This is a genomic window from Corynebacterium phocae (genome assembly GCF_008693075.1).
Classification (GTDB): domain Bacteria; phylum Actinomycetota; class Actinomycetes; order Mycobacteriales; family Mycobacteriaceae; genus Corynebacterium; species Corynebacterium phocae.
In genome coordinates, this window is record NZ_VXKJ01000037.1 from 1 (window position 1) to 12859 (window position 12859).

At 58.6% G+C, this 12859-nt stretch carries 12 protein-coding genes; 10 read left to right on the forward strand and 2 right to left on the reverse strand.

Features of this window, described 5'->3' with window-relative positions:
• Positions 1-83: 83 nt before the first annotated feature.
• Positions 84-578: a murein hydrolase activator EnvC family protein gene (locus F4V58_RS04310; RefSeq protein ID WP_150385717.1), complete on the reverse strand. Its 495-nt coding sequence runs from the start codon at positions 576-578 to the stop codon at positions 84-86.
• A 447-nt stretch (positions 579-1025) separates the two neighbouring features.
• Here F4V58_RS04310 and rpsB point away from each other — a divergent pair, with 447 nt between their 5' ends.
• The 6 genes from rpsB to rlmN all read left to right on the forward strand — a co-directional run bounded on the left by rpsB (position 1026) and on the right by rlmN (position 6623).
• Positions 1026-1886, forward strand: a complete 861-nt coding sequence (rpsB, locus tag F4V58_RS04315; protein WP_075733656.1) for a 30S ribosomal protein S2 — start codon at positions 1026-1028, stop codon at positions 1884-1886.
• Between the two features lie 190 nt (positions 1887-2076).
• Positions 2077-2889 carry a translation elongation factor Ts gene (gene tsf / locus F4V58_RS04320; RefSeq protein WP_075733658.1) on the forward strand — a complete coding sequence of 271 codons (813 nt, stop codon included), beginning with the start codon at positions 2077-2079 and terminating at the stop codon, positions 2887-2889.
• 199 nt (positions 2890-3088) lie between these two features.
• Positions 3089-3850 (forward strand): UMP kinase, encoded by a 762-nt coding sequence (pyrH, locus tag F4V58_RS04325; protein ID WP_075733660.1) that lies wholly within the window; start codon positions 3089-3091, stop codon positions 3848-3850.
• Between the two features lie 73 nt (positions 3851-3923).
• A complete protein-coding gene (frr, locus tag F4V58_RS04330; protein WP_075733662.1) occupies positions 3924-4481 on the forward strand; it encodes a ribosome recycling factor in 558 nt (185 codons plus the stop codon).
• An 86-nt stretch (positions 4482-4567) separates the two neighbouring features.
• Positions 4568-5458 (forward strand): phosphatidate cytidylyltransferase, encoded by an 891-nt coding sequence (locus F4V58_RS04335; RefSeq protein WP_084559679.1) that lies wholly within the window; start codon positions 4568-4570, stop codon positions 5456-5458.
• Between the two features lie 58 nt (positions 5459-5516).
• Positions 5517-6623, forward strand: coding sequence for a dual-specificity RNA methyltransferase RlmN (gene rlmN / locus F4V58_RS04340; RefSeq protein WP_075733664.1), 1107 nt, complete (start codon positions 5517-5519; stop codon positions 6621-6623).
• 141 nt (positions 6624-6764) lie between these two features.
• Here rlmN and F4V58_RS04345 read toward each other — a convergent pair whose 3' ends face one another.
• Positions 6765-7286, reverse strand: coding sequence for a DUF2631 domain-containing protein (locus F4V58_RS04345; protein ID WP_075733666.1), 522 nt, complete (start codon positions 7284-7286; stop codon positions 6765-6767).
• 136 nt (positions 7287-7422) lie between these two features.
• On the opposite strand from F4V58_RS04345, the gene dxr reads away from it, so the two are divergent.
• The 4 genes from dxr to F4V58_RS04365 are packed head-to-tail and all read left to right on the forward strand — an operon-like array spanning position 7423 to position 12852.
• Positions 7423-8592 carry a 1-deoxy-D-xylulose-5-phosphate reductoisomerase gene (dxr, locus tag F4V58_RS04350; protein WP_211272773.1) on the forward strand — a complete coding sequence of 390 codons (1170 nt, stop codon included), beginning with the start codon at positions 7423-7425 and terminating at the stop codon, positions 8590-8592.
• 10 nt (positions 8593-8602) lie between these two features.
• A complete protein-coding gene (locus F4V58_RS04355) occupies positions 8603-9814 on the forward strand; it encodes a M50 family metallopeptidase (protein WP_075733668.1) in 1212 nt (403 codons plus the stop codon).
• Between the two features lie 47 nt (positions 9815-9861).
• Entirely contained in the window at positions 9862-11031 is a 1170-nt protein-coding gene (ispG, locus tag F4V58_RS04360; RefSeq protein WP_075733670.1) for a flavodoxin-dependent (E)-4-hydroxy-3-methylbut-2-enyl-diphosphate synthase, read from the forward strand.
• Between the two features lie 48 nt (positions 11032-11079).
• A complete protein-coding gene (locus tag F4V58_RS04365; protein ID WP_075733672.1) occupies positions 11080-12852 on the forward strand; it encodes a penicillin-binding transpeptidase domain-containing protein in 1773 nt (590 codons plus the stop codon).
• The last annotated feature ends 7 nt before the right edge of the window (positions 12853-12859 follow it).

The window sequence follows — 12859 nt, forward strand, 5'->3', positions numbered from 1 at the left end:
CCGCGCGCCTGACGCCCGCGCACCCGCGGGCCTGACGCCCGCGCACCAGCGCGCCTGACACCCGCGCGCCTGGCACCGCCCGCCTAGCGCACGGGCTTTAGCCTGATGACCGGCGCGGCTAGCAGGCTCAGTGGGTTGAGATAGTCATCTTTGCCCCGCAGCACACCCCAGTGCAGCCCCGGGTGGCCGTCAAATGGGGGAGCCAGCGTGCCAATGGGCTCCCCGGCGCCTACTCGTTCGCCTACGGTTTTTCTCCCAAACACTGGGGTGTAGGTGCTGCGCAGGCCGTCTGGGTGTTCCACAGCCACGGAGGGCCGCCCGGCCACGGTTCCAGAAAAGACCACAGTCCCGGGCCCAGCGGCAAGCACCGGTTGGCCCACCCCGAGCGCAAGATCCACGCCCCGGTGGCCGGAATGCCAGTTGCGCTCGGGTTTTTCAAACGGGCGCAGCACCCGGGCCACCGCCGGGTTTCCCGTGGTGGGGTCGCGGTAGCTGGTGCTGGCGGTTGCTGCAGAGGTAGGAACCGCGCCTCCGCTGAGCGCCAGTGCGCACGCCGCCGCTGCTAAATGGCAGGCCATCCTGCGCCGGAAACTTACTGGTGTTTTATCTTGGTTAGTAGTCATGCCCGTTACTATGGCCTACTTCTGCGCGCCCGTCTAGGGGGGTAAGCGGTGCCTGTGGATAACTTCGAAATCCTGGTGGGTTGCTTGCCCGGTGCCGGGCGCGCCGGGCCTCGTTTTGTCTAGAGCCTGGCCGTACCTATAAGATAACCAGCAGCAGTGTGCCCACATGGTAGCCGTTAGCGGTTACTTGCCTGGAAGCACTGACTACGCGCGGCGGAGCATATGCTGCTGACTTTGGTCCCTTGAATACCGTGATGTTCATCACGGCTAGTACTGCAATTTGTGGCGCTGGATAGTATTTCGGGGGTGTTGGCCAGCAAGTTTCGCAGCCAGGGTGTGGGATAAAAACCCACGCAAAACATGTAAGTAAAAACCTAAAGACTAATAGAAAGCGAGCGAATCATGGCAGTTGTAACCATGCGCGAGCTCCTCGACGCTGGTGTCCACTTCGGTCACCAGACCCGTCGCTGGAATCCGAAGATGAAGCGTTTCATCTTCACCGACCGTAACGGCATCTACATCATCGACTTGCAGCAGACGCTGACCTACATCGATGAGGCCTTCGAATTTGTTAAGGAAACCGTTGCCCACGGTGGCACCGTCCTTTTTGTTGGTACCAAGAAGCAGGCTCAGGAAGCTGTTGCTGAGGAAGCACAGCGCGTTGGCATGCCTTACGTCAACCACCGTTGGTTGGGCGGCATGCTCACCAACTTCCAGACTGTTGCCAAGCGCCTTCGCCGTATGAAGGAACTGCAGGCAATGGATGGCGCTGAGGACGGCTACAAGGGCCGCACCAAGAAGGAAGTTCTCATGCTCACCCGTGAGCGCACCAAGCTGGAGCGCGTTCTGGGCGGTATCGCTGAGATGTCCAAGGCACCTTCCGCACTGTGGATTGTTGACACCAACAAAGAGCACATCGCGGTTAAGGAAGCCAAGAAGCTTAATATCCCAGTGGTAGCCATTCTTGACACCAACTGTGATCCTGATGAGGTTGATTTCCCAATCCCAGGCAACGACGACGCAATCCGCGCCACCAAGCTGCTTTCCGGCATCATTGCTACCGCAGTTGAGGAGGGCCGCAAGGCTCGCGAAGAGCGTCAGGTTGCAGCCGCTAAGGATGCCGCTGGCGATTCCGCTGAAAAGGAAGCACGTGACGCCGCTGAGGCCGCCGCAGCGTCCGACCCAGCATCTGCCGCTGCTGAAGAAGCTCCTGCTACTCCTGAGTCACCGGAGCCAACTGAGGCTCCCAAGGCTGCAGAGTAAATAGACCTTTGACCCCCTGGAAACTGCCTCACCGGTAGCGCCAGGGGGTTTTAAGCGTCAAACGTCTTTTTGACCCACAAAATTCACCACGGGGGTTAATTTAAAACCCCCTGTAGTCGGCACTGGGAACGGATGTCGGCTACGCTGATTCAACGTAAAATTGTTTGAACTCAAGGAGGATCGCCCCACTATGGCGAACTACACTGCTGCAGATGTTAAGGCTCTACGCGGAGCCACCGCCGCTGGCATGCTCGATTGCAAGAAGGCACTCGAAGAATCCGGCGGAGATTACGACAAAGCTGTCGAAATCCTACGTATCAAGGGCGCAAAGTCCGTATCCAAGCGCGCTGACCGCGAAGCTTCGGAGGGCCTGATTGCCGTTTCCGGCAACACCATGGTCGAGGTTAACTGTGAGACTGACTTCGTTGCGAAGAACCAGGCTTTCATCGACTTTGCCCACAAGATCACCGAGGCTGCTGCTGCAGCTAAGGCTAACTCCACCGAAGAGCTTAACGCTGCTGAGATCGACGGCCAGACCGTCGAAGAGGTTGTTACTGCTGAGTCTGCAAAGACCGGAGAGAAGCTGCAGATCGGTCGCGTTGTCACCCTCGAGGGCGACAATGTTGCTCACTACCTGCACCAGCGTTCCGCTGACCTGCCGCCAGCAATCGGCGTTTTGGTCTCCTACGAAGGTGACAAGGAAGTTGCACACGCTGTAGCTCTCCAGATCGCAGCCATGAAGGCTGAATACCTCACCCGTGAGGATGTTCCAGCTGAGGTTGTTCAGAAGGAGCGCGATATCGCTGAGGCCACCACCCGCGAAGAGGGCAAGCCAGAGGCTGCCCTGCCGAAGATTGTGGAAGGCCGCCTGAACGGCTTCTTCAAGAGCGTCGTGCTTCCGGAGCAGCCTTCCATGACTGACTCCAAGAAGAACGTCCAGAAGGTCCTGGATGAGGCTGACACCAAGATTCTGGCCTTCAAGCGCTTTGAGCTGGGTGCTTAAAAGCTACTGAAGTCAGCCTGGGATAGGTGCCCGCGTGAGTTTTCTCCGTCGGACCCTTTACCCCGGCCGGTATTAGCTAGCCGCGGTGGAGATTTTCTCCGCCGCGGCTTTCTGGCGTTTTATGAGCTGGGGGCAAACCCGGTAGGCTTAGAGTGAATCACTTGAGGCTTAAGTCACCAACTAAGGAGATCGACCCACCATGGCAGCTACTGATAATTCTGATCTATCTGATACTAAAGAAACCGCCTCCAAGCGCACGGCCTACAAGCGCGTGATGCTCAAACTTGGGGGTGAGATGTTTGGCGGCGGCACTGTTGGTATTGACCCGGATGTGGTGGAAAACGTGGCCCGTCAAATCGCAGAGGTTTCCCGGCAGGGCACTGAGGTGGCCGTGGTCATTGGTGGCGGTAACTTCTTCCGCGGCGCTGAGCTATCCCAGCGTGGCATGGACCGCGCCCGCTCCGACTATATGGGCATGCTGGGTACGGTGATGAACTGCTTGGCTCTGCAGGACTTCTTGCAGCAAGAGGGGATTGACTGCCGCGTGCAGACCTCCATCAACATGGCCCAAATCGCGGAACCGTACTTGCCTCTGCGGGCAACCCGCCACTTGGAAAAGGGGCGCGTCGTTATCTTCGGTGCAGGCATGGGCATGCCGTACTTTTCCACGGACACTACCGCTGCGCAGCGCGCGTTGGAGATTGGTGCGGAGGTCCTCTTCCTGGCCAAGGGTGTTGAAGGCGTGTATTCCGATGACCCGCGCACCAACCCGGACGCCACTCTCTACAATGACATCACTCCGCGCGAGGTTATTGAGCAAGGTTTGAAGGTTGCGGACGCTACGGCGTTTAGCCTGTGCATGGACAATGACATGCCCATCTTGGTATTCAACTTGCTGGTCGAAGGAAACATTGCCCGGGCGGTAAACGGAGAAAAGATTGGCACACTAGTCAAGTCCTAGGCTGAACCTGCCTTTCGACCTGCTACATTTGTCCTAATAAACCAAATCAATAATCAAAAGGATTGTTTTTAACATGATTGATGAGATTCACCTCGAGGCAGAAGAGCACATGGGTGCCTCCGTGGAGCATACCCGCGAGCAACTGGTCACCATCCGTACCGGCCGTGCCAACCCCTCCATGTTCAACGGGTTGGTAGCGGACTACTACGGTATTCCTACCCCCATTACCCAGATGGCCACCGTGTCAGTCCCTGAGCCCCGCATGTTGCTTATTAAGCCATACGAGCAGTCCATGATGCAGGAGATTGAAAACGCCATCCGCAATTCCGATCTTGGCGTCAACCCCACCAATGACGGGCAGGTTCTGCGCGTTACTATTCCGCAGCTGACCGAAGAACGCCGTAAAGAGCTGGTGAAGGTTGCTAAATCTAAGGGTGAAGATGGCAAGATTGCCATCCGTAACGTGCGCCGCAAGGCAATGGAGTCGTTGAAGAAGCTCCAGAAAGACGGCGACGCCGGTGAGGATGAGGTAAACACCGCAGAAAAGGAAATGGAGAAAATCACTGCTAAATATGTTGATCAGGTTGATAAGCTGGTCAACGCTAAGGAAGCGGAACTTCTGGAGGTCTAGTTCCTAGTTCTCCCCGTTAGTGATATGCCGTCGGACCTTTCCCCAAGAAACTCTGGCGGCGTTTCTTTTGAAAGGATATATAGCCAGTGACCAAGCCCCAAGCAGGTGAGTTGACAGATCTTCCGCCCAAGAAGAAAAGTAGGGCGGGCCGGGATCTTCCCTCTGCAATCGGGGTTGGCGTATTCCTTGGGTTAGTTGTTGTCCTCGCCGTGTGGGTAGGGGACTTGGCCTGGTACCTTCTGGTGGCCGTGGGTGTGGGCGTTGCCATGTGGGAGGTGCTCACGCGCTTGCGGGAGCACTCATATCAAGTTCCCAGGACGCTGCTGATTATCGGCGGTCAGGCTATGCTCTGGGCGTCCTGGCCGCTGGGGGCCTCTGGATTGGTGTCTGTGTATGTGGTGGCCGTCCTGGCGTTGATGTTTGGCAGGCTTTTCCATAATGGCCGGCATTACCCGCCAATTAACTACCTTCGCGACACTGCGGTGGGAATCTTCATACTCACCTGGGTTCCGCTATTTGGCTCCTTTGCCGCCATGCTGACCCACGCCCAAACCCCGTTTGCTTCCGGGTCCGCCTCCATTCTTACCTTCATGTTGTGCGTGGTGGCGTCGGATACCGGCGGCTACATAGCAGGCGTAACCTTCGGGGCCCATCCCATGGCTCCGGCGGTAAGCCCGAAGAAGTCCTGGGAGGGCTTTGCCGGCTCTATCGTTTTCGGTGCTTTCACCGGCGCCCTCACTACCCACTACTTGCTGCACCACATCTTCTGGTTAGGTGCCATCATGGGCGTCCTGCTGGTTGTGTGCGCCACGCTGGGGGACCTGGTGGAGTCACAATTTAAACGCGAGCTTCATATTAAAGATATGTCGGGAATCCTCCCCGGCCACGGCGGGTTGATGGACCGGCTGGACGGAATGCTCCCGGCGGCCATGGTCACGTGGGTGGCTATGAACTTCCTTACCTACGGGTTTTTCTAGATAAACCTTGCGCTCGGTTTAGCGATCCAGGTGGGGACGTGCCAAAATAGGCACTACCATGGCTGAAACTCTTAAACTTAACTTCTCCGCTCCCCGGAAGGGCCTGCCCCCGAAACATTTTGCAGACCTCACCGCGCAGGAGCGCGTAGCAAAGCTCTCCGAACTGGGGCTTCCTAAATTCCGTGCCAAGCAGTTGGCAAAGCATTACTACGAGCATATGACGGACAACGTCGAGGATATGACCGATATCCCGGCGGATAAGCGTCAGGCCGTCCAAGAAGCTTTGTTCCCCACGCTGATGGAGCTCATCCGCAAGACGGCAACTGATGACGGCCAGACCACCAAGTCTTTGTGGCGTCTCCATGACGGAACCATGCTGGAATCCGTGGTCATGCGCTATCCTGGGCGCGCCACCTTGTGTATTTCCTCCCAGGCTGGCTGCGGCATGGCCTGTCCCTTCTGTGCTACTGGCCAGGGAGGTTTGGACCGGAACCTGTCTACGGCGGAGATTGTGGAGCAGTTCCGCCTGGCGGCCAAGCAGATGGATGAAGAAGGCGGACGCTTGAGCAACGTCGTGTTCATGGGCATGGGGGAGCCGTTGGCTAACTACAAGCGCGTGGTGCACGCCGTCCGGCAGATTACCGGCCAGGACGGGGAGGGCTTTGGCCTGTCCCAGCGCAACGTCACCGTTTCTACTGTGGGTTTGGCCCCCGCTATCCGAAAGTTGGCGGATGAGGACTTGAGCTGCACTTTGGCGGTGTCTTTGCACACGCCGGATGATGAGCTGCGTGACTCTTTGGTGCCGGTTAATAACCGCTGGCCGGTGGCAGAGGTTCTCGATGCCGCCCGTTACTACGCAGACAAATCTGCCCGCCGCGTTTCTATCGAGTACGCGCTCATTCGGGATAAAAACGACCAGGACTTCCGTGCGGACATGTTGGGGCAGAAGCTGCACCGCGCGCTGGGTTCCAAGGTTCACGTTAATGTTATCCCGCTTAACCCCACGCCCGGCTCTGAGTGGGACGCCGCTCCGCGCGCCCGGCTCGATGAGTTCGTGCGCCGGGTAATTGCGCAAGGTGTACCGTGCACTGTCAGGGACACCAAGGGCGACGAGATCGCCGCCGCGTGTGGTCAGTTAGCCGCAGACGAGCGCGAAGGGCAGTAGCGCCTGTAGGACCCGCATGCGGCCTGTGCTGGCCGGCGGGTTCACGCGTCGCTGGGCCCCGCCCCCCGATGGGCGGTTGACCTGAAAGCAAAAAATAGCCAGCTCCCGGATGGGGGCTGGCTTTTTAGCGTTTGTTAGCTCTTAGTCGTGCGCTAGGCTGCTTGCCTTGATGGCACCGCCGTTTGGCGCTGGAGCTACGGTGGTGCGGTGGGCGGAGTCGGCACGAACCGCGTGGCGGCCCTCGGCGCTGTCAACGCTGCGTAGGTGTGCAACACGGGAAGGCTCAATGTTGATTGCGCGGAGCTCAGCGTCGGTGAGTTGCGCGTAGTGACCGGTGGAGGTCTTTTGCTCGTACATCCAATCAGGCTCCTGGTGCCCTGGAGGCTGGTTGCGCGCGGTGACGGTGCGTACCTGGGGGAGCTTGGGTTGAAGCAGGTGGATGATAAGTCCTAGGGCAATGACCACGGCTAGAACCGTGAGCCACACGGTTTCAACGTGTCCGGTGTGGTTGCCAAAGTGGTACATCAGCAGAACAAAGACTGACAACCAGCCAGCAATCTGAATGCCGGTGCGCCCGAAACGGGACCAACCAAAACCTGCGGATGGGACGTCCTCGGTGGAAACGCCGTTATAGACCTCATAGGTCGGCTTGTGGGAAGACACTTGCTCTCCTTCGCGTGTACGCGCAGTCGTGCTTGTTGAAGGGTTTCGACAAGCAGCACGAAATAGTAATTTCTGCCTAGTAGTCTAAAACATCAACCTGCCATTAGCGACTAAATACCCCCGAGTTTTCGCTAAAGTGATGGAGGTGACTAAGAAACGAATACTCATTCTAGGATCCACCGGCTCAATTGGCACCCAGGCGCTGGAGGTAATCGCAGACAATCCCGCGAAATTCGAGGTCGTTGGCATTGCGGCGGGCGGCTCAAACCCGCAGCAGATCATTGACCAGGCTCGGGCTGTCAACCTTTCGGCTGACCACATTGCGGTGGCCCGGCCGGAGTCCGCCCGGATCGTAGGGGAGGCCCTAGGCGGCTCCGTGATTTCTGGGCCGGATTCTGCGGAGCAGCTGGTGCGTTCAGTGCCGGCAGATACCGTCCTCAACGGCCTGGTTGGCTCGATGGGCCTGGCCGCTACCCTGGCCACCATAGAGGCGGGGCAGTACCTGGCGCTGGCCAACAAGGAATCATTGGTGGCAGGCGGCACGTTTGTTATGGGGCTGGCCAAACCGGGCCAGATTGTTCCGGTTGATTCGGAGCACTCCGCAATGGCGCAGGCGCTGCAGTCAGGCACGCGTTCTGAGCTGGCGCGGTTGGTCCTCACGGCATCGGGAGGCCCCTTCAGGGGGTGGACCCGTGAGCAGATGTGGGAGGTCACCCCGGAGCAAGCCGCCCAACACCCCACATGGTCAATGGGGCAGATGAACACTCTCAACTCCGCGACGTTGGTCAACAAGGGTCTAGAGCTCATTGAAGCCACATTGCTTTTTGACATCGCCCCGGAGCTTATTGACGTCACCGTCCACCCGCAGTCCATAGTTCATTCCATGGCTACCTTTGTAGACGGCTGTACCATGGCCCAGGCCTCCCCGCCGTCGATGAAACTGCCCATCTCCCTTGCCCTGGACTGGCCAAATAGGGTGCCAGGCGCCCAGCCGGCGCTAGACTTCTCCCAAGCCATGGACTGGCGCTTTGAGCCCTTGGACAACGGTGCCTTCCCGGCGGTGGAGCTGGCCCGCCAGGCCGCGCGCGAGGGCACGGGGGTTATCTACAACGCCGCCAATGAAGAAGCGGCGGAAGCGTTCCTAGCCGGCCGTATTCACTTCCCTGAGATAGTTGATACCGTCGAACACGTGATGCTTAAGAGCTCTGTGCGATCTGGTGTAATGTCAAGCGTCGACAACATTCTGGCGGTCGAACGCCAGGCGCGCGCGGATGCACAGGCGCGTTTGCAAGAAATTCAGAGCTAGATAGGTATTTATGGCCAACATTATTGGCATCGTTTTATTCGCCCTGGGCATTGGGGTGACCATCGCCCTGCACGAGGCAGGGCACATGTATTCGGCCCGCGCCTTTGGCATGCGGGTCCGCAGGTTCTCCATTGGCTTTGGCCCTAAACTCGTGGGGTTTAAGGCGGGTAAAACGGAGTATTCCTTAGCCGCGCTGCCCGTAGGTGGTTTTTGTGACATCGCGGGAATGATTCCCAATGATGAGAACCTTACCGCTGAGGAAGCGCCCCATGCCATGTACAAGAAGCCTGCCTGGCAGCGGATTGTGGTGATGTCCGGCGGTATTGCGGTCAATATCGTTTTGGGTTTTTCCATCCTCTTTGGGATTGCGCTGACCGCCGGGATCCCCGACATGGACGTCGATATCCGCCCGCAGGTTGGTGCAGTTACCTGCTCTGCTGACCAGATAGGGCCGGACTCCTTCCAAGAATGTCAGGGCACCGGGCCGGCAGGGCGGGCCGGTGTGCAGCCGGGGGACGTCATCCTGGCGGTAGACGGCACCAAGCTGGAGAGCTTCGCGCAGCTTCGTGATGCAGTCATTGATAGCCCAGGCGAGCCCGTAGTCTTGACCATTGAGCGTGGCGGACGTGAGCTTGAGATGACGGTGACCCCGGAGACCGTGACGCGATTTAACGCGGAAGGACAACCCTTCGAAGCCGGCTCTATTGGCTTGGTCAACAAACCACTGGACATCATTGTCAAACACGATAATCCGGTCAGCGCAGCGGTAGCTTCGGCCAAATACTCCGCGTACATGGCCAAGTCCACGGTAATTGCGATTGGGCAAATACCTGCCAAGGTTCCCGGAATTTTGGCGTCAATCTTTGGCGCTGAGCGGGCCCAAGACTCACCCATGTCGGTAGTCGGTGCCTCCCGCCTAGGCGGGGAGTTAGTGGAGCGTGACCTGTGGGCATCTTTCTTCATGATGTTGGCCTCGCTCAACTACTTCCTGGCCTTGTTCAACCTCATCCCCCTGCCGCCGTTCGATGGCGGGCACATCGCCGTGATTTGCTACGAAAAAATCCGCAACCTCCTGCGCTGGGCGCGGGGACTGGCCCCCAAGGGAGCAGTCGACTACCGGGGGCTTATGCCAATCACCTACGTTATGGCGGCCTTATTAATGGGCTTTGGCGCGCTAGTCATCGTGGCAGACGTGGTCAACCCAATCCGGATTTTTGGCTAGCGTAAAGTAGAATCCAGCTAAACCCCATGAAATTTTTAGGAGAGACAATGTCAACCACCGTTCCAATCGGACTCGGCATTCCTGACGCCCCGCCGCCAATCCTGGCACCGCGCCGCAAAACCCGGCAGATCTTCGTGGGCCCAGTGGGCATGGGGTCTGAGCACCCCATTTCGGTGCAGTCAATGTGTACCACCAAAACCCACGACGTGAACGCCACGCTGCAGCAGATCGCGCAGTTGACCGCTAGCGGTTGTGACATCGTGCGAGTGGCGTGCCCCAAGCCCGTTGACGCTGAGGCTTTGCCAGCAATCGCCCGGAAATCCCCCATCCCGGTAGTCGCGGATATCCACTTCCAGCCAAAGTACATCTTCCAGGCCATTGACGCCGGGTGCGCTGCCATCCGCGTCAATCCCGGCAACATCAAAGAATTTGATGGCCGTGTCAAGGAAGTAGCCAAGGCAGCTGGGGACGCCGGAATCCCCATCCGTATTGGTGTTAACGGCGGCTCGCTGGATAAGCGTTTGCTGGAAAAATACGGCAAGGCCACCCCGGAGGCCCTAGTGGAGTCAGCCACGTGGGAGGCGGGACTGTTTGAGGAACATGGCTTTGGTGACATCGCCATCTCCGTGAAGCACTCTGACCCGGTGCTCATGGTGGAGGCATACCGCCAGCTGGCGGAGGTGACCGACTACCCGCTGCACCTCGGGGTTACTGAGGCCGGCCCGAAGTTCATGGGTACCATCAAATCTTCCGTTGCCTTCGGCGCTTTGCTGTCCCAGGGAATTGGGGACACTATCCGCGTTTCCCTCTCCGCAGATCCGGTGGAGGAAATCAAGGTAGGAGACCAGATCCTGCAGGCGCTGAACTTGCGGCCCCGCAAACTAGAGATCGTTTCCTGCCCATCGTGCGGCCGCGCGCAGGTAGACGTCTATAAGCTGGCTGAGGAGGTCACTGCCGGGCTAGAAGGCATGGAGTTCCCACTGCGGGTAGCCGTGATGGGTTGCGTTGTCAACGGTCCCGGTGAAGCCCGTGACGCTGACTTGGGCGTGGCTTCCGGAAACGGCAAGGGCCAGATCTTTGTCAAGGGTGAGGTAGTGAAAACGGTGCCCGAGGCCAAGATTGTGGAAACGCTAATCGAAGAAGCCATGCGGATTGCTGAGGAGGACGGACTTGAGGCCGTTGAAGGCACCAAAGCAGAGGTTCGCGTGACCAAGTAAAGCGCGCCTAAACGCCATTGCGCCACCACTGAAGTAGTGTTTTTAAACATGAAAAAGACGGTGGCGCTTTTGTGCGTAATGAGTTTTGCCGGGAGCCTTGCCCAAGCGTGTACTCCAAAACCGTTGTCCGCCGAGCCGGTGATTGAGGACTTTGTCACGGCGTTTGAAACCCGCGATACCGGTCTGATGGCGGCGGTGGTTGACAAGCCTGACCAAGCGACGGAGGTCTACACCACCACCTTCGACGGCCTGCAGGCTGAGGGCGTGGACGTGGAGGTAAAAGACATCAAGCAAAATGAGTCGACCGCCACCGCCACCTACACCGTGACCTGGGATTTGCCCCGGGACCGTACCGTGACTTATGACTCATCCATAGCGTTGACCAAGACCGATGAACGCTGGACGGTCCGCTGGCAGCCCACCTCAGTGCACCCGCGGCTGGGGCTCAATCAGCACCTGGAACTGCGCGCCGTCACCGCTGATAGAGCTTCAGTGGTTAGCTCCGATGGCGTGGAGCTTCTGTCCCCGGGCCTGCAGTACCGCCTATTGGTAGACACCAACCAGATAGATGATCCCCGCGCCGCCGCGCGGATAATTGCCACCTCGGTGGGCGGTAGCGTTGACGCCGCGCAGCTGGGCGACGCCCTGGAAAAGCATGAGGGTATCTATTCGGTGGGCGTGTATGAACAGCCTCCAACTGTCAACCTACCGGGAGTCCGCATTAATGAGGAGCCGGCTTTAATCAACGTCCGCAAAGACTTCGCTCCGGACGTTATGGCGCGAGTTTCCAAGGTGGTCTCCGACAGGATAGACGGCACCAATGGTTGGCGGATAGCTATAGTCAACCCCCACGGGGCATCTTTGACAGACATTGAATTCCACGAGGCCCAGCCCGCGCCCGCCATCCGCGTTAGCATTGATTCCAAGGTGCAGCAGGCCGCTGAGGAAGCCGTCCGGTTGCGCGCGGACTCTGAGGCCATGATGGTGGTCATGCGGCCTTCGACGGGCCAGATTCTGGCTGTGGCGCAGACCGATGCCGCCAATAGGAAAGGTGATCTAGCGCTGTCTGGGCTCTATCCTCCCGGCTCGGTGTTTAAGATCCTCACTGCGGCCGCCGGGCTGCAACACGAGGGCTTGAGCTCAAACAGTATTGTCCCTTGCCCTGGCAGCATGAATATCTACGGGCGGACCGTGGTCAACTACAACGGATTTTCCTTGGGTAGCGTCCCGCTGGAGCGAGCCTTCGCGCAATCGTGCAACACCACCTTCGCCGATATCTCTACCCGCCTGAACACTGGTCAGCTCAAGGAGGAAGCCAAGCGCTTTGGTATGGGCCTGGATTATGACATTCCTGGCTTAAACACCGCCACCGGTTCCGTCCCGGCGGGGGAGACCCCATTGGAAAGGACTGAGGCCGGCTACGGACAGGGCCTGGACCTGGTTAGCCCCTTTGGTATGGCCCTGGTGTCCGCAACGGTTGCGGCTGGCCACCGCCCGGTGCCCACCCTTATCTCCAACCAGGAAACCACGCCCTCTGCCAACCCGGATGGCCCGACGCCGTACGTGATTGACAACCTCCGGACGATGATGCGTCAAACGGTCACCTCGGGTACTGCGGCTGGCATGCAGGCCGGCGGCGCTATTTACGGCAAGACCGGTGAGGCAGAAATTAACCAGGGCTCCCACGCGTGGTTCACCGGATTCCGTGATGATGACTTAGCCTTTGCCACGTTGGTGGTGCTGGGCGGCGGTTCTACTACCTCGGTAAATATCACTGACCACTTTTTGCGCACCCTGGACGCGTTGCGCGCAGGCGGCTAGCAGTAGC

Coding starts and splice junctions, on each gene's coding strand:
- F4V58_RS04310 (WP_150385717.1), bottom strand. CDS start 578: ATGGCCTGCCATTTAGCAGCGGCGGCGTGCGCACTGGCGCTCAGCGGA.
- rpsB (WP_075733656.1), top strand. CDS start 1,026: ATGGCAGTTGTAACCATGCGCGAGCTCCTCGACGCTGGTGTCCACTTC.
- tsf (WP_075733658.1), top strand. CDS start 2,077: ATGGCGAACTACACTGCTGCAGATGTTAAGGCTCTACGCGGAGCCACC.
- pyrH (WP_075733660.1), top strand. CDS start 3,089: ATGGCAGCTACTGATAATTCTGATCTATCTGATACTAAAGAAACCGCC.
- frr (WP_075733662.1), top strand. CDS start 3,924: ATGATTGATGAGATTCACCTCGAGGCAGAAGAGCACATGGGTGCCTCC.
- rlmN (WP_075733664.1), top strand. CDS start 5,517: ATGGCTGAAACTCTTAAACTTAACTTCTCCGCTCCCCGGAAGGGCCTG.
- F4V58_RS04355 (WP_075733668.1), top strand. CDS start 8,603: ATGGCCAACATTATTGGCATCGTTTTATTCGCCCTGGGCATTGGGGTG.
- ispG (WP_075733670.1), top strand. CDS start 9,862: ATGTCAACCACCGTTCCAATCGGACTCGGCATTCCTGACGCCCCGCCG.
- F4V58_RS04365 (WP_075733672.1), top strand. CDS start 11,080: ATGAAAAAGACGGTGGCGCTTTTGTGCGTAATGAGTTTTGCCGGGAGC.